We start from the raw sequence: 17,767 nt of genomic DNA on the forward strand, positions 1-17,767 counted from the left end.
ATGGCCAAGATCAAGAAGGACGACCTCGTCCAGGTCATCAGTGGCAAGGACAAGGGCAAGCAGGGCAAGGTCCTGCGCGTGTTCCCGGCGGATGAGCGCGTGCTCGTCGAGGGCGTGAACCGCGTGACCAAGCACCTGCGCGCCGGCCAGGACAACAACGGTTCCACCGAGGGCGGCCTGCAGGTCGTCGAGGCCCCGATCCACATCTCGAACGTGGCCGTGGTGGACCCGGAGACCAAGAAGCCGACCCGTGTGGGCTACCGCTTCGAGACCGTCGAGAAGGACGGCGTGAGCAAGACCGTGAAGGTCCGCTTCGCCAAGGCCTCGGGGAAGGAGCTGTGATGACCGAGGTGCAGCAGACCGAGAAGGTCACCCCGCGTCTGAAGACCAAGTACCGCGACGAGATCCGCGGCGCCCTGCAGGAGCAGTTCCAGTACGGGAACGTCATGCAGGTGCCGGGTCTCGTGAAGGTCGTCGTCAACATGGGCGTCGGCGAGGCCGCCAAGGACTCCAAGATCATCGACGGCGCGGTCGCCGACCTCACCGCCATCACCGGCCAGAAGCCGATGATCACCAAGGCCCGCAAGTCCATCGCGCAGTTCAAGCTGCGTGAGGGCATGCCCATCGGCACGCACGCCACGCTCCGTGGCGACCGCATGTGGGAGTTCCTGGACCGCCTGGTCACGCTCGCGCTGCCGCGCATCCGTGACTTCCGCGGCCTGTCCGACCGCCAGTTCGACGGCAACGGCAACTACACCTTCGGCCTGTCCGAGCAGACCGTGTTCCACGAGATCGATCAGGACAAGATCGACCGCGTGCGCGGCATGGACATCACCGTGGTGACGACCGCCAAGAACGACGACGAGGGCCGCGCGCTGCTCAAGGCGCTGGGCTTCCCGTTCAAGACCGACCAGTAAGACCTCCACGCCACAGGTCCGCCACCGGTGAACCGGTGGCGGAAACCACGGCGAGAAAGGGCGTGAAGCCCACATGACCATGACCGATCCCGTCGCAGACATGCTGACCCGTCTGCGCAACGCAAACTCGGCCTACCACGACACCGTGTCCATGCCGTCCTCGAAGCTGAAGACTCGCGTCGCCGAGATCCTCAAGGCCGAGGGCTACATCCAGGACTGGCGCGAGGAGGAGGCCGAGGTCGGCAAGAAGCTGACCATCGACCTGAAGTTCGGCCCGCAGCGTGAGCGTGCGATCGCCGGCCTGCGCCGCATCTCCAAGCCAGGCCTGCGCGTGTACGCGAAGTCCACGAACCTGCCCCACGTGCTGGGCGGCCTCGGCATCGCCATCCTGTCCACCTCCTCTGGTCTCCTCACGAACCAGCAGGCCGCCAAGAAGGGCGTGGGCGGAGAAGTCCTCGCCTACGTCTGGTGACGGGCAAGACGGAAGAAAGGCTGAACTGACATGTCTCGAATCGGACGTCTCCCGATCACCATCCCCGCCGGCGTCGATGTGACCATCGACGGCGACCGCGTCTCCGTGAAGGGCCCCAAGGGCCAGCTCGAGCACTCGCTGCCCACGCCCATCACGGCCACCCTCGAGGAGGGGCAGGTCACCGTGGCCCGCCCCGACGACGAGCGTGAGTCCCGCTCCCTGCACGGTCTGACCCGCACCCTGATCAGCAACATGGTCGAGGGCGTGACCAACGGCTTCTCCAAGCAGCTCGAGGTCGTCGGCACCGGCTACCGCGTGCAGGCCAAGGGCCAGGACCTCGAGTTCGCCCTGGGCTACTCCCACCCCGTCCCGGTGAAGGCGCCCCAGGGCATCACCTTCACGGTGGAGGGCAACAAGGTCACCGTCGCCGGTATCGACAAGCAGCAGGTCGGCGAGACCGCCGCCAACATCCGCAAGCTGCGCCGCCCCGACCCGTACAAGGGCAAGGGCGTGCGCTACGCGGGCGAGCAGATCCGCCGCAAGGCCGGAAAGGCAGGTAAGTGATGTCTACTCTGAAGGTGAAGGGCAAGGGCAAGTTCAACGCCCGCACCCGCCGCCACCTCCGGGTGCGCAAGCGGATCTCCGGCACCACCGTCCGTCCCCGCCTCGTCGTCAACCGCTCTGCACGGCACATGTTCGTGCAGGTCGTGGACGACACGCAGAGCCGCACGCTCGCGTACGCCTCCACCATGGAGGCCGACGTGCGTGCGCTCGAGGGCGACAAGACGGCCAAGGCCAAGCGCGTGGGCGAGCTCGTCGCCGAGCGTGCCAAGGCGGCCGGCATCGAGGCCGTGGTCTTCGACCGCGGCGGCAACAAGTACCACGGGCGCGTCGCGGCCGTGGCCGACGGTGCGCGAGAGGGTGGGCTGCAGCTGTGACCGAGAACATCAACCAGAAGGACACTCAGGTGACCGAGAGCACCGAGACCACCGTCTCCGAGACCGGGTCGGGCTCGGCGAGCCAGACCACCGAGCGCGCCACCGGTGGCCGCGGCGGTCGCGACGGCGGCCGCGGTGGCCGTGACGGCGATCGTCGTGGCGGCCGTCGCGACGACCGCAACCGTCGTGGCGCCCAGGACGACGAGAAGGACCAGTTCCTCGAGCGCGTCGTGGGCATCAACCGCGTCTCCAAGGTCGTCAAGGGCGGCCGCCGCTTCTCCTTCACCGCCCTCGTGGTGGTGGGTGACGGCGACGGCACCGTCGGCGTCGGCTACGGCAAGGCGAAGGAGGTCCCCGCCGCGATCCAGAAGGCCGTGGAGGAGGCCAAGAAGTCCTTCTTCCGCGTCCCCCGCGTCGGCTCCACCATCCCGCACCTGGTGCAGGGTGAAGACGCCGCCGGCGTCGTGCTGCTCCGCCCGGCCTCCCCGGGTACCGGCGTGATCGCCGGCGGTCCGGTGCGCGCCGTGCTCGAGTGCGCCGGCATCCACGACGTGCTGTCCAAGTCCATGGGCTCCGTGAACGCGATCAACATCGTGCGCGGCACCGTGGACGCCCTCAAGAAGCTGGAAGAGCCCCAGGCCGTCGCCGCCCGCCGCGGCAAGGCCCTGGACGAGATCGCCCCCCATGCGATGCTGCGCACCATGGAGAACGATCGCGCCCAGAAGAGCGCGAAGGCAGGTGCGTGAGCCGTGTTTGAGCCCACCCGCAAGAACATCCAGCCCTCGGACGCCACCCTGGTCATCACCCAGACCCGCGGCGTCACGGGCTCCAAGCAGAACCATCGGGACACCCTGCGCTCGCTGGGCCTGAAGCGGATCGGCCACCAGGTCACCCGCAAGGCCGACGCGGTGACGGTCGGCATGGTCAACACCGTGCCGCACCTGGTGTCCGTGGAGGAGGTCAACAATGGCTGACAACGACGCCATCAAGGTCCACGACCTGCGTCCGGCCCCCGGTGCCAAGACCGCCAAGACCCGTGTGGGTCGCGGTGAGGCGTCGAAGGGCAAGACCGCCGGTCGCGGCACCAAGGGCACCAAGGCCCGTTACCAGGTCCGTGCGGGCTTCGAGGGCGGCCAGCTGCCCCTGCAGATGCGTCTGCCGAAGCTCCGCGGCTTCAAGAACCCGTTCCGCACGGAGTACCAGGTCGTGAACCTGGACAAGCTCTCCGCGCACTTCCCCGAGGGCGGTGAGGTCACCGTGGACGCGCTCGTGTCCAAGGGCCTCGTCCGTCGCGGTCAGCCCGTGAAGGTGCTGGGCACGGGGGAGATCACCTCGGCCGTGCAGGTGAAGGCGAACGCCTTCTCCTCGTCCGCCGTGGAGAAGATCCAGGCCGCCGGCGGGTCCACCGAGACCCTCTGACACGCCGACCCATCCACCGAGGGCCCTGGCCCGGAGAAGCCGCTCCGGACCAGGGCCCTCGGTCCGTCCGTGTAGACTCGCACAGCGGCCGCCCCGGTGTGGCCGCCGTCTCGTGCCCCGCCCCGCGGCCGGCGCGCGCCCCACAGGACCACCGCAGGAGGACTCGTGCTCAAGGCCATCGCCCGGATCGTCCGGACGCCTGACCTGTTGCGGAAGATCGCCTTCACGCTCGCGCTCATCGCCGTCTACCGGATGGGCGCCTTCGTACCGGCCCCCGGGGTGGACTACCCGGCGGTGCAGCAGTGTCTCGCGGCGGGCAACGCCCAGGGCGGCCTGTACTCCTTCGTGAACATGTTCTCGGGCGGGGCGCTCCTGCAGGTGTCCGTCTTCGCGCTCGGCATCATGCCCTACATCACGGCGTCGATCATCGTGCAGCTGCTGCGCGTGGTGATCCCGCGCTTCGAGCAGCTCCACCAGGAGGGCCCGCAGGGCCAGGCGACGCTGACGCAGTACACCCGCTACCTGACCCTCGCCCTCGCCCTGCTGCAGGCGACCACGATGGCCTCGCTGGCCCGCACCGGGGCCCTGCTCGGATGCAGCCTGCCGCTGCTGCGCGACGGCTCCATCCTCACGGTGCTGCTCGTGGTCATCGCCCTGACCACCGGCTGTCTCATCGTCATGTGGTTCGGCGAGCGGATCACCGAGAACGGCGTGGGCAACGGCATGTCCCTGCTGATCTTCACCTCCATCGCGGCGGGCTTCCCGGCCGGCCTCGGCCAGGTGGTCCAGACGCAGGGCTGGCGCGTGTTCGCGATCGTCATGGGGATCGGCCTGCTCACCATGCTGGCCATCGTCTTCGTGGAGGAGTCGCAGCGCCGGATCCCGGTCCAGTACGCCAAGCGGCAGATCGGCTCGCGGACCGTGGGCGGGTCGAGCACCTACATCCCGGTCAAGGTGAACATGGCCAACGTCATCCCGGTCATCTTCGCCTCCTCCGTGCTGATGCTCCCGAGCATCCTCATCCAGTTCAACACGCCGCAGGACGGCAGTGCGCCGGCCCCGTGGATCACGTGGCTGAGCCGGTACTTCGGCCCCGGCGACCACCCGGTGTACATGGCCCTGTACTTCCTGCTCATCATCGGCTTCACGTACTTCTACGTGTCCATCACGTTCAACCCGGTGGAGATCTCGGACAACATGAAGCGCTACGGCGGCTTCATCCCCGGCGTCCGCGCCGGCCGGCCCACCGAGCGTTACCTGCAGTACGTCATCAGCCGCATCACGCTCGTGGGCGCCCTCTACCTCGGTATCGTGGCCATGATCCCGCTGATCGCCTTCGCGGTGATCGGCACCAGCCAGAACTTCCCGCTCGGCGGCACGTCCATCCTCATCATGGTGGGCGTCGGCCTCCAGACCGTGAAGCAGGTCAGCGCACAGATGGAGCAGCGCCACTACGAGGGCCTGCTGCGCTGAGCCCCGACCCGATCCCGCAACGCCGTCCGTATCGACAGTGAGGAACACACGATGACCCGCATGCTGCTCATGGGCCCTCCCGGTTCCGGCAAGGGCACCCAGGCCACCCGGATCGCCGACAAGATGGGGATCGTCCCGATCTCCACCGGTGACATCTTCCGCCACAACGTGAAGTCGATGACGCCGCTCGGCGTCGAGGCCAAGAAGTACATCGACAACGGCGACTTCGTCCCCGATGAGGTCACGAACCGCATGGTCGCGGACCGCATCGCCCAGGCCGACGCGGAGCACGGCTTCCTGCTGGACGGCTACCCGCGCACGAAGGGCCAGGTCGAGGCGCTGGACGCCATGCTCGCCGAGTCCGGCCAGTCGCTGTCCGCCGTCGTCGAGCTGGAGGTGCCCGACGAGGAGCTCGTGGAGCGTCTGCTCAAGCGTGCCGAGATCGAGGGCCGCGCGGACGACACCCAGGAGGTCATCGAGCACCGCCTGGACCTGTACCACCGCGAGACCGAGTCCGTCATCCAGGAGTACGTGGAGCGCGGCATCGTCGCCCGCGTGGACGGCACCGGGCAGATCGACGACGTCACCGAGCGCCTGCTGCAGGCCGTGTACTCCGTGCGCGCAGCCACGGGCTCCCTGCCCGTGATCCAGCCGGGCGCGGAGTCCTGACCCCGTGATCGGCCGCCGCTCGCTCGAGCTCAAGACCGCCCCCCAGCTGCAGGCCATGCAGCGCGCGGGGGTGGTCCTGTCCGAGGCGTTGGACGCCACGCTGGCCGCGGCCGCGCCGGGCGTCACCACCGCGGAGCTGGACGCCGTGTTCGCGGGCGTGCTGGCCGAGCGCGGTGCCACGTCCAACTTCCTGGGCTACTACGACTTCCCGGCCTCGATCTGCACCTCGGTCAACGACGAGGTCGTGCACGGCATCCCCGGGGACCGGGTCCTGCAGACCGGCGACGTGCTGAAGGTCGACGGGGGCGCGATCGTGGACGGCTGGCACGCCGACTCGGCCCGCACGGTGATCCTGGGCTCCTCCGCGGCCGGCACCGCGGACCCGGCCGACGAGCGCCTCTCGGCGATCACGCGGGAGGCACTCTGGGTCGGCATCGCGGCCTTCGCCTCCGCCACCCACGTCGGGGACATCGGGGACGCCATCGACGACTTCGTCTCCGCGCAGCCGGGCGAGGAGCTCGGCATCCTCGAGGAGTACGTGGGGCACGGCATCGGCTCGGCCATGCACCTGCCCCCGGACGTGTTCAACTACCGCACCGGCCACCGGGGCCCCAAGATCCGCCCCGGTCTGGCGCTCGCCATCGAGCCGATGCTGGTGCGTGGCTCCATCGACACGAAGGTGCTCGCGGACGACTGGACCGTGGTGACCCTCGACGGCGCCCGCGCCAGCCAGTGGGAGCACTCGGTCTGCCGGCACGACGGCGGTGTGTGGGTGCTCACCGCGCCCGACGGCGGCGCCTCCGAGCTCGCCCGGTTCGGCGTGGTCCCGGTCCCGCCGGGGGAGTGAGCGGCCCGAGCTGTCGGCCGTCCGTCCCGCCCGTCCGGCGGACCGGGCGGCCGTCCTCGTCTGTGCTGGTTCGCAGCTCGAAAATGCGGTATCATCGAACGTTGTTCGTGTGCGCGCACTCGTGTGCGCCCGCGGGCAGACCCGTTCCCGCCCCGTCACCCGGCCCTCCGCGGCCGTGCCCGGGGCATGACGATTGTGGAGGACATGGCTAAGAAGGAAGGTGTCATCGAGGTCGAGGGCACGGTGTCGGAGGCATTGCCGAACGCGATGTTCCGGGTCCGTCTGCAGAACGAGCACGTCGTGCTCGCCACGATCTCCGGAAAGATGCGTCAGCACTACATCCGCATCCTCCCCGAGGATCGCGTCGTGGTGGAGCTTAGCCCGTACGACCTCAACCGGGGTCGGATCGTGTACCGATACAAGTAAGAACCCCCGTCCAAGCGAGCGCAGGAGGAAGAGCCGTGAAGGTTCAGCCGAGCGTGAAGCGGATTTGTGACAAGTGCCAGGTCGTGCGCCGTAAGGGCCGCGTGCTGGTGATCTGCTCGAACCCGCGCCACAAGCAGCGCCAGGGCTGATCGCCTCCCCGGGAGCCCGGGGAGCGACGCCGTCGCGTTGACCACACCACCCACCGGCCATCGGGCCGAACAGCAGGGACAGCGGTCCACCCCGTGAGGGGAGGGCCCCCACCTCCGGCCGCAGGGGCCGGAGACCGACGACGGCGGACGCCCGCCGCGGAGCACGCCGGATCTTCCCCGGCGCCGCGACGACGGGTCCGCGAGGCCCAGTGCCGCGTCGTGCGGGACGTCCCTGGTGCAGACCCCTGCTGCAGAAGAACAGGAGGACGGCCACATGGCTCGTCTTGCAGGCGTTGACATTCCGCGCGAGAAGCGCGTGATCATCGCACTCACGTACATCTACGGTGTGGGCAAGACCCGCGCTGAGGAGACCCTCGCGGCCACGGGCATCGACCCGAACATCCGCGTGAAGGACCTCTCCGACGAGCAGCTGGTGCAGCTGCGCGACCACATCGAGGGCAGCTACAAGGTGGAGGGCGACCTCCGCCGCGAGGTGGCCGCCGACATCCGTCGCAAGGTGGAGATCGGCTCCTACGAGGGCCTGCGCCACCGCCGCGGCCTGCCGGTGCGCGGCCAGCGCACGAAGACCAACGCCCGTACCCGCAAGGGCCCCAAGAAGACGGTCGCCGGCAAGAAGAAGTGATCCTGCACCGGCGGTGACCGCGTCCACGTCCGGACGCCCCGCCCGCAGCATCAGCACCAGCAGCTTTCCCGGAGGAGAATCACATGCCCCCCAAGACTCGCGCATCGGCTGCCCGCAAGCCGCGTCGCAAGGCCAACAAGAACATCACCGTGGGCCAGGCCCACATCAAGAGCACGTTCAACAACACCATCGTGTCCATCACGGACACCACGGGTGCCGTCATCTCCTGGGCCTCGTCCGGCGAGGTCGGCTTCAAGGGGTCGCGCAAGTCGACCCCGTACGCCGCGCAGATGGCCGCCGAGCAGGCCGCCAAGCGTGCGCAGGAGCACGGCATGAAGAAGGTGGACGTCTTCGTGAAGGGTCCGGGCTCGGGCCGCGAGACCGCCATCCGCTCCCTGCAGGCCGCCGGCCTCGAGGTGGGGTCCATCCAGGACGTCACCCCCATGGCCCACAACGGCGCTCGCCCGGCGAAGCGCCGCCGCGTCTGACCTGAGCGCTGTGTCCGCGTCCGCCCCCGCCCGGGGCGGACGCGGACAGGTCTGCGGACCTGCCCCCACCCCGTCCTCGTTTCCACCCACCGCGTGCGTCATATGGCGGACGCTCGCCGAAAGGAAATGTCCGTGCTCATTGCACAGCGCCCCACGCTGACCGAAGAGGTCGTCTCCGACCGTCGTTCCCGGTTCGTCATCGAGCCCCTGGAGCCCGGCTTCGGCTACACCCTCGGCAACTCCCTGCGCCGCACTCTGCTCTCGTCGATCCCCGGTGCTGCCGTGACCAGCATCCGCGTGGACGGCGTGCTGCACGAGTTCAGCACCGTCAACGGAGTCAAGGAGGATGTCACCGAGATCATCCTCAACATCAAGAAGCTCTCCGTCTCCTCGGAGAACGACGAGCCCGTGGTGGCCTACCTGCGCAAGCAGGGGGCCGGCGTCGTCACCGCCGCGGACATCACCGCGCCGGCCGGCGTCGAGATCCACAACCCGGACCTGCACATCGCGACCCTGAACGCGAAGGGCAAGTTCGACATGGAGCTGACCATCGAGCGCGGTCGCGGCTACGTGACCGCCGCCCAGAACAAGTCCGCGGATGCGGAGATCGGCCGCATCCCGGTCGACTCCATCTACTCCCCGGTCCTCAAGGTGACCTTCAAGGTCGAGGCCACCCGTGTGGAGCAGCGCACCGACTTCGACCGTCTGCTCCTGGACGTGGAGACCAAGGAGAACATGCTGCCGCGTGACGCGGTGGCCTCTGCCGGCTCCACCCTGGTCGAGCTGTTCGGCCTGGCCCGCTCGCTCAACGTCGAGGCCGAGGGCATCGACCTGGGCGACGAGCCCGAGGTCGTCGAGGGCTCCGCCGACCTGGCCCAGCCGATCGAGGAGCTCGAGCTCACCGTGCGCTCGTACAACTGCCTCAAGCGCGAGGGCATCCACACCGTGGGCGAGCTCGTGGGCCGTTCCGAGGCCGACCTGATGGACATCCGCAACTTCGGCGCGAAGTCCATCGACGAGGTCAAGGAGAAGCTCCAGGAGCTGGGCCTGTCCCTCAAGGACTCGCCGGCCGGCTATGACCCGCAGGCGCACGCGCGCCAGATGGACGACGACCCGTTCTCGGACTTCTGAGCCGATCCCGCACCACCTGACATCTTCGACCCGACGCCGCAGCCGGCTGAAGGGTCCCACCCGAGGAGAAACACCATGCCTACCCCCACCAAGGGTCCGCGTCTGGGCGGCAGCCCGGCCCACGAGCGCATCATGCTGGCGAACATGTCCGCCCAGCTGTTCGAGCACAAGTCGATCACCACGACGCTCACCCGCGCCAAGCGCCTGCGCCCGTACGCCGAGCGCCTGATCACCTTCGCCAAGAAGGGCGATCTGCCGGCCCGCCGCAAGGTGCAGGGTCTCATCGCCGCCAAGAACCGCACCAACAAGGCGGTCGTGCACGAGCTGTTCACCGTGATCGGCCCGGCGATGGCCGAGCGCAACGGCGGCTACACCCGCATCACCAAGATCGGCAACCGCCATGGCGACAACGCTCCCATGGCCGTGATCGAGCTGATCATGGACCCGATCTCCGGCAAGCAGGCCGTGGTGCGTGAGGCCGAGCAGGCCGCCGCGTCCGCGCCGGCCGCCCCGGCGGAGTCCACCCCGGTGGAGGCCGTCGACCCGGCCGCCACCGAGGAGGTCACCGTGGCCGAGTCGCAGGAGACCGCCGCCGAGATCGACGGCGCCGTGCCCACCAACGAGGACGGCTCGGCTCCGGCCGAGGCCACCATCAAGGGCAACGCCAGCTCGAAGAAGTACCACGTCCCCGGCTCGCGCTGGTACGACCAGACCACCGCCGAGGTCTGGTTCTCCACCGTCGAGGAGGCCAAGGCCGCGGGCTTCGAGCCCGCCGGTGGCGAGGCCGCCCAGAAGATGGCCTGACGCCATCGCGTGAGTCCGCGTCCGTCCCCGTGACGACGCATCGGCGAGGGCCGTCCACCACTCGGTGGGCGGCCCTTCGCCGTCTCCCGCCCCGCCCCGCCTAGAGGAGCAGTATGAGCGAGCAGCACCGCCCGGACGCCCCGCCGGCGCCCGGGGAACCCGCGTCCGTGCGCGTCCGACTGGACCTGGCGTACGACGGCGGCGCCTTCCACGGCTGGGCCCGCCAGCCCGGTCTCGACTCGGTCCAGGGTGCGCTGGAGGACGGGCTCGAGCGGATCCTGCGCCGGCCCGTGCGCACGGTGGTCGCCGGCCGCACCGACGCGGGGGTGCACGCGCGCGGCCAGGTCGTCCACCTCGACCTGGCCGAGGCGGAGTGGGCGGGCCTGACCCGCGGCCGGCCCGGCCTGGAGCCGGCCACCTCCCTCACCCGACGCCTCGGCGGGGTGCTCTCCGGGTGGGGCGGGGCCGTCGTCGTGCACGGGGCGCGGCGGGCCCCCGCGGGCTTCGACGCGCGGTTCAGCGCGCTGTGGCGCGAGTACGAGTACCGGATCGACGACGCACCCGCCGCGCGTGATCCGCGCACGCGGGGCTTCACCCACTGGCACGGCGCCGCCCTGGACGATCGCCTCATGGCGCTGGAGGCCGACGTCGTCCTCGGACTGCACGACTTCCTGTCCTTCTGCCGGCCCCGCGCGGGCGCCACAACCATCCGCGAGGTCCAGCACCTGGAGGTGCGACGCGATGAGGACGGCATCGTGCGCGTCCGGATCCGGGCCGACGCGTTCTGCCACAACATGGTCCGGGCGATCGTCGGGGCGCTGCTCCAGGTGGGGGAGGGGGCACGCGAGCCCGGCTGGCTCGCTCACCGGGTGGCGAGGCCGGCCCGCGACTCCGAGGTGCGCCTCGCCCCGCCCGGGGGGCTGACACTGCTCGCCGTCGGCTATCCCGACGAGGCGGAGGAGCTGCGCCGGCGCGCCGAGGGCACCCGGGCGAAGCGGACCCTGTGAGCCGGGGTGGCCCGCGGTGGCGGCTTTTGGCTCCGGGGCCCGCGTTCGGTAGGATGGGTGGACGTTGCGCATGCCCGCACCCGGATGCGTCGTGCCGCGAGTGGCTCAGTTGCATGGCCTTCAGCTCGCGCCGCACCCCCGGGGCATCGGGCCCGGACGCCTTCCAGCCCTCACCTGGGGGACCGGCGCGCACGGAGAACTGACAGCGCGAGCGCGCCGGAATCACGACCCGGCGGGCAGGTGCTGTGGACCACCACCGACCCTGAAGGCAGACAACGTGCGTACGTACTCTCCCAAGCCTGGCGACGCCGACCGTCAGTGGCACATCATCGATGCCACCGACGTCGTCCTCGGCCGCCTGGCCTCCCACACCGCCACCCTCCTGCGCGGCAAGCACAAGCCGACGTTCGCCCCCCACATGGACATGGGCGACTACGTCATCATCGTGAACGCCGAGAAGGTCGCCCTCACCGGCGCCAAGCTCGAGAAGAAGCGCGCCTACCGCCACTCGGGCTACCCGGGCGGCCTGAAGTCGCAGTCCTACGCCGAGCTGCTCGAGACCAACCCGGTCCGCGCCGTGGAGAAGGCCGTCAAGGGCATGCTCCCGAAGAACTCGCTGGCCGCCCAGCAGCTCTCCAAGCTGAAGGTGTACAAGGGCGCCGAGCACCCGCACACCGCCCAGCAGCCCCAGACCTTCGAGATCGGCCAGGTCGCCCAGTGACCCCGGCGGGCCACTGACGCAGACCTTCCCTGAGGAGAACCATGAGCATCAACGAGAACGACGACGTGGAGCTGACGAGCTACACCTCTGAGTCCACCGCCGCCGCCGAGGCCCCCGTCGCCTCCGAGCGCCCGGCCCTGACCGTGCCCGGCTCCGCCGTCGGCCGCCGCAAGGAGGCCGTGGCCCGCGTGCGCCTCGTCCCCGGCTCCGGCCAGTGGACCATCAACGGTCGCGCCCTGGAGAACTACTTTCCGAACAAGCTGCACCAGCAGGAGGTCTCCGACCCCTTCACGCTGCTGGAGCTGACCGGCGCCTACGACGTGATCGCCCGCATCCACGGCGGCGGCCCCTCCGGCCAGGCCGGTGCGCTGCGCCTGGGCATCTCCCGCGCCCTCAACGAGATCGACCGCGAGCACAACCGCCCGGCGCTCAAGAAGGCCGGCTTCCTGACCCGCGACGCCCGCGTCATCGAGCGCAAGAAGGCCGGCCTCAAGAAGGCCCGCAAGGCCTCGCAGTTCTCGAAGCGCTGATCCTGCGCCGCACGGTGTCCCCACCGTGCCCCCGCCGACGCCCCGTCCCGCTCCTCACGAGCGGGGCGGGGCGTCCGCCGTCTCCGTGGGCCGGCGGCACCTGACCCAGAGGTAATATGAAGACGCATGGCGACGACGCCATGACGGGCCGCTCGCCCGTCCGGTGTGCGGTCCGGTCGATGACATCCTCAGGAGCCGCCGTGGCCGAGAACACGAGTCCTACGCCCGACCCCCGCACCCATGGCGAGCACGGCACGGAGCACGCCGCGCAGGCCCCCTTCGCCGTGACCCGCGACTACGCCGCCGAGGTGGACGAGATCCGGGAGCTCGGCCGCAAGCTCGGCGGGGAGAAGAAGACCCCCACCCCGGACCCGCAGGCCTGGCGTGAGGGCTACCCGTACAAGACCAAGCTCAGCCGCAAGAGCTACGAGCGACGCAAGCGCGAGCTGCAGATCGAGCTGCTGAAGATGCAGCTCTGGGTCAAGGAGACCGGCCAGAAGGTCCTGATCATCTTCGAGGGCCGGGACGCCGCCGGCAAGGGCGGCGCCATCAAGCGCTTCAACGAGCATCTCAACCCCCGTGGCGCCCGGACCGTGGCCCTGGAGAAGCCCACGGAGGAGGAGGCCTCGCAGTGGTACTTCCAGCGCTACATCCGGCACCTGCCCTCCGGCGGTGAGATCGTGATGTTCGACCGCTCCTGGTACAACCGGGCCGGCGTCGAGCGCGTCATGGGCTACTGCACGGCGCAGCAGTACCTCGAGTTCATGCGCGAGACCCCTGAGCTGGAGCGCATGCTCGTCAACTCCGGCGTGCACATCATCAAGTTCTGGTTCTCCGTGTCCCAGCGTGAGCAGCTCAACCGCTTCGCGGCGCGGGAGACCGACCCGGTGCGTCGCTGGAAGCTCTCGCCCACCGACCTGGCCTCCCTGGACAAGTGGGACGACTACACGAACGCGAAGGAGGCCATGTTCTTCTACACGCACACGGCCGACGCCCCGTGGACCGTCGTGAAGTCGAACGACAAGAAGCGCGCCCGCCTCGAGGCCATCCGCCACGTGTTGCACACGCTGCCCTACCCGGACAAGGACGAGCGCATCGTCCATCGCCCCGACCCGCAGATCTGCGGCCCGGCCAACGAGCTGGCCGAGTACGGCGAGGTCTCCCGCGGCTCGTTCCCGCGCGTGCGCTGACCGGGCCGCACACGACGGCGCCCCTCACCGTCCGGTGAGGGGCGCCGTCGTGTGCGGGGGCGGGTTCAGCCGCGCTCCTCCTCCACGTACTCCGGGGTGACGTGTGCGTCGTCGAAGAGGTTGTCCGCCCCGAAGCCCTCCGAGACGTGGTACTCGCCCGAGGCCAGGGAGAGGCGGACGTCCTCGCGCAGGATCGGCAGCTTGGCGTAGAACGCGTCGCCGCAGCAGCTGGTGGCGGTGACGTCGCGGTGGCCGATGATGCGGGACGGCGGCAGCTCGTACTGCTGGCAGATGTAGGCGACGAGCGGCACCAGGCCGGCGTAGAGGCTCTGCGGCGGCGGGTTCAGCATGTACAGCCCCTCGCACTCGATGCCGAGCGCATACGCGTTGAACCCGAGCGCGTGGACGCCGAGCATGAACGTCTGTCCGCCCTCGAGCGCGTGCCGGGAGCCGTGGCGGCCCTCCATCGCGAAGCCGCCGCGGGAGACGGTGAAGTGCTGCCCGGTGTCGCCCCAGTCGTTCGCGGAGCCCATGTGTGCGTTCTGGACCACCTGCGCGATGCTCTCCGCCGCCTCCCGGGAGCCGTCCGTGACGTTCGGCGTGGTGGTGTGGTGGATCACCAGGTAGGAGGGGCGCTCGTTCAGGGTCTGCAGGTAGTAGTTGGGCTGCATGGCGCCCCACTGCGCGGTGGTGATGATGTCCGGGGCGGGCAGGCGGGTGGCCTGCTCGTCGCCCTCCGAGCTCTGCTCGGCCTGCTCATCACGCCCGCAGCCGGCCACGCCGGCGGCGATCGCCAGGCCCGTGCCGCCCAGCACGCTGCGGCGCGTCCAGGGACGGGAGGGCGGGGGCGGGGTCACGTCGGGCATGGATCGAGGTCCTTCGGGTTCGGGGCGGGGCCTCCCGGGCGGATGTGAGCGGACGGGCGCGCGGCCGCGGGGGCTCGACCGGTCCGATGCTACCGCCCCCGGGCCCGTTTCGTGACCCTCCCGTGATGCAGGCCGCAGGGGCGGCCCCTACACTGACTGATCATGTCGAGATTGTTCGGAACCGATGGCGTCCGTGGCCTGGCCAACGAGACCCTCACCGTGGAGTTGTCCGTCCAGCTGGCCCAGGCCGCCTCGCCCGTCCTCGGCGCGGAGGCCTTCGACGCCGGCCGACGCCCGGTCGCCGTCGTGGCCCGGGACCCGCGCATCAGCGGCGAGTTCATCGCGGCCGCCGTGCAGGCGGGCCTGGCGTCCTCCGGCGTGGACGTGTGGGATGCAGGCGTGCTGCCGACCCCCGCCGCCGCCTATCTCGTGGGGGACCTGGACGCCGACTTCGGCGTGATGATCTCCGCCTCCCACAACCCGGCCCCGGACAACGGCATCAAGTTCCTCGCGCGCGGCGGCGAGAAGCTGACCGACGCGCAGGAGGACGAGATCATCCGTCACCTCGAGGGCGTGACGCCGCGGCGGCCCCAGGGCGCGGACGTGGGCCGCGTGCGCGTCTTCGCGGACGCCGAGGACCGCTACGTCCTCCACCTCCTGCAGACCCTCCCGCACCGGCTGGACGGGCTCAAGGTCGTCCTGGACTGCGCCCACGGTGCGGCCGCCGGCTGCTCGCCCGAGGCGTTCCGCGCCGCCGGCGCGGAGGTCGTCGTGATCGGCGCGTCCCCGGACGGGCTCAACATCAACGACGGCTACGGCTCCACCCACCTCGAGAAGCTCCAGGCGGCCGTGCGCGAGCACGGCGCGGACCTCGGCATCGCGCACGACGGCGACGCCGACCGGTGCCTCGCCGTGGACGAGCGCGGCGAGGTCGTCGACGGCGACCAGATCATGGGCGTCATGGCCGTGGCCCTCAAGGACCGCGGCGTCCTGCGCGACGACACCCTGGTCGTGACCGTCATGTCCAACCTGGGCCTGAAGCTGGCCATGGGCCGGGAGGGCGTCCAGCTCGTCGAGACCCAGGTGGGCGACCGCTACGTCCTGGCCGGCATGAAGCTCGGCGACTACTCGCTCGGCGGCGAGCAGTCCGGCCATGTGATCTTCTCGGACTACGCCACCACCGGCGATGGGGTCCTCACCGGCCTGCAGCTCGCCTCCCGCGTCGCCGAGACCGGCACCCCGCTCTCCGAGCTGGCCGCGGTGATGGACCGGCTGCCCCAGGTCCTCGTGAACGTGCGTGGCGTGGACAAGTCCCGCGCCGCCGAGGACGTGGCCGTCCAGGCGGCGGTGGCCGAGGCGGAGGCCCGCCTCGGCGAGACCGGCCGCGTGCTGCTGCGCCCGTCGGGCACGGAGCCGGTCGTGCGCGTCATGGTCGAGGCCCCGGACGAGGAGACCGCCGGCCGGGAGGCCCAGGTGCTGGCCGACGTCGTGCAGCGCGAGCTGCGCCTGCACGACTGACCGGACCGATGACGTCGGACGCGGCCCCCCGGTCCCGCCGCTGGACCCTGTTCGCGGGGCTGCTCGCGGGGCTGGCGGTCCTGTGGTCGGCCGCGTTCCTCGCCGTGGACGCGCCCGTGTGCGCGCGGCAGAGCGCCCCCGTGGAGTGGTTGCCGTGCCTGGATCCGGACCGGCAGGACTCGGAGGTCGCCCCGGACGCCGGGTCCAGCGTGGACCGGACGATGTCGCGTCCATGAGGGCACGGCCCCCGCGCGGCCAAGGGCATGGAGGAAGGGCCCGGGGCGACTCGCGTGAGTTGTCCCGGGCCCTTCGGCGTCGGACAGGGGGAGATCAGAGGGCGGTGGTCCCGGAGGTGGGGCCGCCGCGGCGCTCGGCGAGCAGGTCGCGGATCTCGGTGAGCACGGCGACGTCGGCCGGCACCTCCTCCTCGGCGGGGTCGATGCCGAGGCGGCGGTTGCGGGCCTCGATCATCTTGTTCATCGGCATCACGATGGCGAAGTACACGGCCGCGGCGATGAGCAGGAAGTTGACGATGGCGGTGAGCAGCACGCCGAACTTCACGTCGTTGCCGTTGACCGTCAGCACGGCGAACGAGTCGAAGTTCGGCGAGCCCACGGCGGCGGCGATGAGCGGCATGAGGACCGCCTCGACGAGCGCGTTCACGATCTTGCTGAAGGCGGCGCCGATGATGACGGCGACGGCAAGGTCGAGGACGTTGCCCTTCATGATGAAGTCTTTGAATCCCTGAAGCATGGGGAGAATCCTACGTGTGATGGAGGCGGCGCGGTACAGGGTCGAGCGAATCGTGCGTCTCAGGCCGCGTAGTCGGGCGCCGGAGGCAGACCCCACGCGGTCTCGAGGACGCCGCCGGCCGCCTCGACCCGGGCCGCCTCCGCGGACCCGACGTAGCGCAGGTGCCAGGGCTCGTGGCCGAAGCCCGTCACGTCCTCGGCCCCGGCGGGATAGCGGATGACGAACCCGTACTCGGCGGCGTGCGCGGCCACCCAGCGGCCCGCGGCGGTGTCGCCGAAGCACGCCTCCAGGTCACACGCGGGGGTCGCGGCGTCGCCCACGTCCCACGCCAGGCCGGTCTGGTGCTCGGAGTACCCCGGACGCGCCGAGACGCGGTCGGCCTCGGCACGGCCCAGCTCGTCGACCCAGTGGCCGTACGTCCGGACCTGGTAGTCGTACGAGCGGTAGGCGCTCAGGGTGGTGAGGTCGTGGTCCGCCGCCGCGGCCGCATCCAGCAGGTCACCGGCCGCCGTCGCGGCCTCCGCCCGCAGGGGCAGCTCGCTGCCGGTCACGGCCACCAGATCCGAGGGCGCCCAGTCGGGCGGAGCCACGGGGCGGGTCTTGTTCACGACGACGTCGAGGGCGGCCGGGTCGGCGTGCGTGCCCGACGACGGCGCCGTGCTCGAGGCGGCGCCGGACGACGCGGCCGCGCTCGAGGAGCCGGAAGCCGGCGTCGCCGGGGACGGGCCCGCGGCGGGCGTGCCGCAGCCGGCCGCGAGCAGCGCGAGCGCGGCCAACGCGGCGAGGGGGAGGGTGCGACGCATGGA

26 protein-coding genes are annotated in these 17,767 nt (G+C 70.5%); 23 read left to right on the forward strand and 3 right to left on the reverse strand.

From position 1 onward, the window contains the following. From rplX to ppk2, 21 genes are all read left to right on the forward strand, one after another. Nucleotides 1-342 carry a 50S ribosomal protein L24 gene (rplX, locus tag SOY78_RS03945; RefSeq protein ID WP_036317770.1) on the forward strand — a complete coding sequence of 114 codons (342 nt, stop codon included), beginning with the start codon at nt 1-3 and terminating at the stop codon, nt 340-342. After that, a complete protein-coding gene (gene rplE, locus SOY78_RS03950) occupies nt 342-917 on the forward strand; it encodes a 50S ribosomal protein L5 (protein ID WP_036317773.1) in 576 nt (191 codons plus the stop codon). Before rplX ends, rplE begins: the two co-directional genes overlap by 1 nt. 73 nt (nt 918-990) lie before the next feature. Further along, nucleotides 991-1,389 (forward strand): 30S ribosomal protein S8, encoded by a 399-nt coding sequence (gene rpsH / locus SOY78_RS03955; protein WP_002857494.1) that lies wholly within the window; start codon nt 991-993, stop codon nt 1,387-1,389. 30 nt (nt 1,390-1,419) lie between these two features. Next, nucleotides 1,420-1,953: a 50S ribosomal protein L6 gene (rplF, locus tag SOY78_RS03960; RefSeq protein WP_036381545.1), complete on the forward strand. Its 534-nt coding sequence runs from the start codon at nt 1,420-1,422 to the stop codon at nt 1,951-1,953. Then, nucleotides 1,953-2,327, forward strand: coding sequence for a 50S ribosomal protein L18 (gene rplR, locus SOY78_RS03965; protein WP_002857498.1), 375 nt, complete (start codon nt 1,953-1,955; stop codon nt 2,325-2,327). Before rplF ends, rplR begins: the two co-directional genes overlap by 1 nt. Next, on the forward strand, nt 2,324-3,073 hold the full coding sequence (rpsE, locus tag SOY78_RS03970; RefSeq protein ID WP_002857500.1) for a 30S ribosomal protein S5: 750 nt from the start codon (nt 2,324-2,326) through the stop codon (nt 3,071-3,073). The genes rplR and rpsE overlap by 4 nt, the downstream gene beginning before the upstream one ends. Nucleotides 3,074-3,076: 3 nt before the next feature. Next, nucleotides 3,077-3,301 (forward strand): 50S ribosomal protein L30, encoded by a 225-nt coding sequence (gene rpmD / locus SOY78_RS03975; RefSeq protein WP_002857502.1) that lies wholly within the window; start codon nt 3,077-3,079, stop codon nt 3,299-3,301. Further along, on the forward strand, nt 3,294-3,746 hold the full coding sequence (rplO, locus tag SOY78_RS03980; RefSeq protein ID WP_036317776.1) for a 50S ribosomal protein L15: 453 nt from the start codon (nt 3,294-3,296) through the stop codon (nt 3,744-3,746). The genes rpmD and rplO overlap by 8 nt, the downstream gene beginning before the upstream one ends. A 165-nt stretch (nt 3,747-3,911) precedes the next feature. Beyond that, entirely contained in the window at nt 3,912-5,219 is a 1,308-nt protein-coding gene (secY, locus tag SOY78_RS03985; protein ID WP_036317778.1) for a preprotein translocase subunit SecY, read from the forward strand. A 51-nt stretch (nt 5,220-5,270) separates the two neighbouring features. After that, the gene (locus tag SOY78_RS03990) at nt 5,271-5,888 is read left to right on the forward strand and encodes an adenylate kinase (protein WP_036381548.1); all 618 of its coding nucleotides are present in this window, start codon (nt 5,271-5,273) and stop codon (nt 5,886-5,888) included. Between the two features lie 4 nt (nt 5,889-5,892). After that, complete coding sequence (gene map / locus SOY78_RS03995) at nt 5,893-6,735, forward strand: type I methionyl aminopeptidase (protein ID WP_036381552.1); 843 nt, start codon at nt 5,893-5,895, stop codon at nt 6,733-6,735. 204 nt (nt 6,736-6,939) lie between these two features. Next, on the forward strand, nt 6,940-7,161 hold the full coding sequence (infA, locus tag SOY78_RS04000; protein ID WP_010080397.1) for a translation initiation factor IF-1: 222 nt from the start codon (nt 6,940-6,942) through the stop codon (nt 7,159-7,161). Nucleotides 7,162-7,196: 35 nt separating this feature from the next. Further along, the gene (gene rpmJ / locus SOY78_RS04005) at nt 7,197-7,310 is read left to right on the forward strand and encodes a 50S ribosomal protein L36 (RefSeq protein ID WP_002857509.1); all 114 of its coding nucleotides are present in this window, start codon (nt 7,197-7,199) and stop codon (nt 7,308-7,310) included. A 274-nt stretch (nt 7,311-7,584) separates the two neighbouring features. Beyond that, the gene (gene rpsM / locus SOY78_RS04010) at nt 7,585-7,953 is read left to right on the forward strand and encodes a 30S ribosomal protein S13 (RefSeq protein WP_017487821.1); all 369 of its coding nucleotides are present in this window, start codon (nt 7,585-7,587) and stop codon (nt 7,951-7,953) included. An 83-nt stretch (nt 7,954-8,036) separates the two neighbouring features. Then, entirely contained in the window at nt 8,037-8,441 is a 405-nt protein-coding gene (gene rpsK, locus SOY78_RS04015; protein ID WP_002857513.1) for a 30S ribosomal protein S11, read from the forward strand. Between the two features lie 132 nt (nt 8,442-8,573). Continuing rightward, the gene (locus SOY78_RS04020) at nt 8,574-9,572 is read left to right on the forward strand and encodes a DNA-directed RNA polymerase subunit alpha (RefSeq protein ID WP_036381568.1); all 999 of its coding nucleotides are present in this window, start codon (nt 8,574-8,576) and stop codon (nt 9,570-9,572) included. A 75-nt stretch (nt 9,573-9,647) separates the two neighbouring features. Next, entirely contained in the window at nt 9,648-10,376 is a 729-nt protein-coding gene (rplQ, locus tag SOY78_RS04025) for a 50S ribosomal protein L17 (RefSeq protein ID WP_036381555.1), read from the forward strand. 113 nt (nt 10,377-10,489) lie between these two features. Further along, a complete protein-coding gene (locus tag SOY78_RS04030; protein WP_036381558.1) occupies nt 10,490-11,383 on the forward strand; it encodes a tRNA pseudouridine synthase A in 894 nt (297 codons plus the stop codon). Nucleotides 11,384-11,660: 277 nt separating this feature from the next. Beyond that, the gene (gene rplM / locus SOY78_RS04035) at nt 11,661-12,104 is read left to right on the forward strand and encodes a 50S ribosomal protein L13 (protein ID WP_002857519.1); all 444 of its coding nucleotides are present in this window, start codon (nt 11,661-11,663) and stop codon (nt 12,102-12,104) included. A gap of 41 nt (nt 12,105-12,145) precedes the next feature. Next, nucleotides 12,146-12,634 (forward strand): 30S ribosomal protein S9, encoded by a 489-nt coding sequence (gene rpsI / locus SOY78_RS04040; protein ID WP_036317791.1) that lies wholly within the window; start codon nt 12,146-12,148, stop codon nt 12,632-12,634. Nucleotides 12,635-12,834: 200 nt separating this feature from the next. Beyond that, nucleotides 12,835-13,824, forward strand: a complete 990-nt coding sequence (gene ppk2, locus SOY78_RS04045) for a polyphosphate kinase 2 (protein ID WP_270618396.1) — start codon at nt 12,835-12,837, stop codon at nt 13,822-13,824. Nucleotides 13,825-13,889: 65 nt separating this feature from the next. On the opposite strand, the gene SOY78_RS04050 is transcribed toward ppk2, so the two are convergent. Then, entirely contained in the window at nt 13,890-14,690 is an 801-nt protein-coding gene (locus SOY78_RS04050; RefSeq protein ID WP_087113897.1) for a peptidoglycan recognition family protein, read from the reverse strand. Between the two features lie 162 nt (nt 14,691-14,852). Between SOY78_RS04050 and glmM the strand changes: the two genes are divergently transcribed. Both glmM and SOY78_RS04060 read left to right on the forward strand, forming a co-directional pair. Then, the gene (gene glmM, locus SOY78_RS04055) at nt 14,853-16,208 is read left to right on the forward strand and encodes a phosphoglucosamine mutase (RefSeq protein WP_200867929.1); all 1,356 of its coding nucleotides are present in this window, start codon (nt 14,853-14,855) and stop codon (nt 16,206-16,208) included. A gap of 8 nt (nt 16,209-16,216) precedes the next feature. Then, complete coding sequence (locus SOY78_RS04060) at nt 16,217-16,444, forward strand: hypothetical protein (protein WP_036383017.1); 228 nt, start codon at nt 16,217-16,219, stop codon at nt 16,442-16,444. A 94-nt stretch (nt 16,445-16,538) separates the two neighbouring features. On the opposite strand, the gene mscL is transcribed toward SOY78_RS04060, so the two are convergent. Beyond that, nucleotides 16,539-16,961 carry a large conductance mechanosensitive channel protein MscL gene (gene mscL / locus SOY78_RS04065; protein ID WP_036383015.1) on the reverse strand — a complete coding sequence of 141 codons (423 nt, stop codon included), beginning with the start codon at nt 16,959-16,961 and terminating at the stop codon, nt 16,539-16,541. A 59-nt stretch (nt 16,962-17,020) separates the two neighbouring features. Further along, the gene (locus tag SOY78_RS04070; protein ID WP_036383012.1) at nt 17,021-17,764 is read right to left on the reverse strand and encodes a M15 family metallopeptidase; all 744 of its coding nucleotides are present in this window, start codon (nt 17,762-17,764) and stop codon (nt 17,021-17,023) included. Between the last annotated feature and the right edge of the window lie 3 nt (nt 17,765-17,767).

It is taken from the genome of Micrococcus sp. HOU01 (genome assembly GCF_035609305.1).
In the GTDB taxonomy this organism is placed as follows: Bacteria; Actinomycetota; Actinomycetes; order Actinomycetales; family Micrococcaceae; genus Micrococcus; species Micrococcus luteus.

Bases quoted from the DNA above. Each gene is read 5' to 3' on its own strand.
- rplX (WP_036317770.1), top strand. From the start codon at position 1: ATGGCCAAGATCAAGAAGGACGACCTCGTCCAGGTCATCAGTGGCAAG.
- rplE (WP_036317773.1), top strand. From the start codon at position 342: ATGACCGAGGTGCAGCAGACCGAGAAGGTCACCCCGCGTCTGAAGACC.
- rpsH (WP_002857494.1), top strand. From the start codon at position 991: ATGACCATGACCGATCCCGTCGCAGACATGCTGACCCGTCTGCGCAAC.
- rplF (WP_036381545.1), top strand. From the start codon at position 1,420: ATGTCTCGAATCGGACGTCTCCCGATCACCATCCCCGCCGGCGTCGAT.
- rplR (WP_002857498.1), top strand. From the start codon at position 1,953: ATGTCTACTCTGAAGGTGAAGGGCAAGGGCAAGTTCAACGCCCGCACC.
- rplO (WP_036317776.1), top strand. From the start codon at position 3,294: ATGGCTGACAACGACGCCATCAAGGTCCACGACCTGCGTCCGGCCCCC.
- SOY78_RS03990 (WP_036381548.1), top strand. From the start codon at position 5,271: ATGACCCGCATGCTGCTCATGGGCCCTCCCGGTTCCGGCAAGGGCACC.
- infA (WP_010080397.1), top strand. From the start codon at position 6,940: ATGGCTAAGAAGGAAGGTGTCATCGAGGTCGAGGGCACGGTGTCGGAG.
- rpsM (WP_017487821.1), top strand. From the start codon at position 7,585: ATGGCTCGTCTTGCAGGCGTTGACATTCCGCGCGAGAAGCGCGTGATC.
- rpsK (WP_002857513.1), top strand. From the start codon at position 8,037: ATGCCCCCCAAGACTCGCGCATCGGCTGCCCGCAAGCCGCGTCGCAAG.
- rplQ (WP_036381555.1), top strand. From the start codon at position 9,648: ATGCCTACCCCCACCAAGGGTCCGCGTCTGGGCGGCAGCCCGGCCCAC.
- SOY78_RS04030 (WP_036381558.1), top strand. From the start codon at position 10,490: ATGAGCGAGCAGCACCGCCCGGACGCCCCGCCGGCGCCCGGGGAACCC.
- rpsI (WP_036317791.1), top strand. From the start codon at position 12,146: ATGAGCATCAACGAGAACGACGACGTGGAGCTGACGAGCTACACCTCT.
- SOY78_RS04050 (WP_087113897.1), bottom strand. From the start codon at position 14,690: ATGCCCGACGTGACCCCGCCCCCGCCCTCCCGTCCCTGGACGCGCCGC.
- glmM (WP_200867929.1), top strand. From the start codon at position 14,853: ATGTCGAGATTGTTCGGAACCGATGGCGTCCGTGGCCTGGCCAACGAG.
- SOY78_RS04060 (WP_036383017.1), top strand. From the start codon at position 16,217: ATGACGTCGGACGCGGCCCCCCGGTCCCGCCGCTGGACCCTGTTCGCG.
- mscL (WP_036383015.1), bottom strand. From the start codon at position 16,961: ATGCTTCAGGGATTCAAAGACTTCATCATGAAGGGCAACGTCCTCGAC.
- SOY78_RS04070 (WP_036383012.1), bottom strand. From the start codon at position 17,764: ATGCGTCGCACCCTCCCCCTCGCCGCGTTGGCCGCGCTCGCGCTGCTC.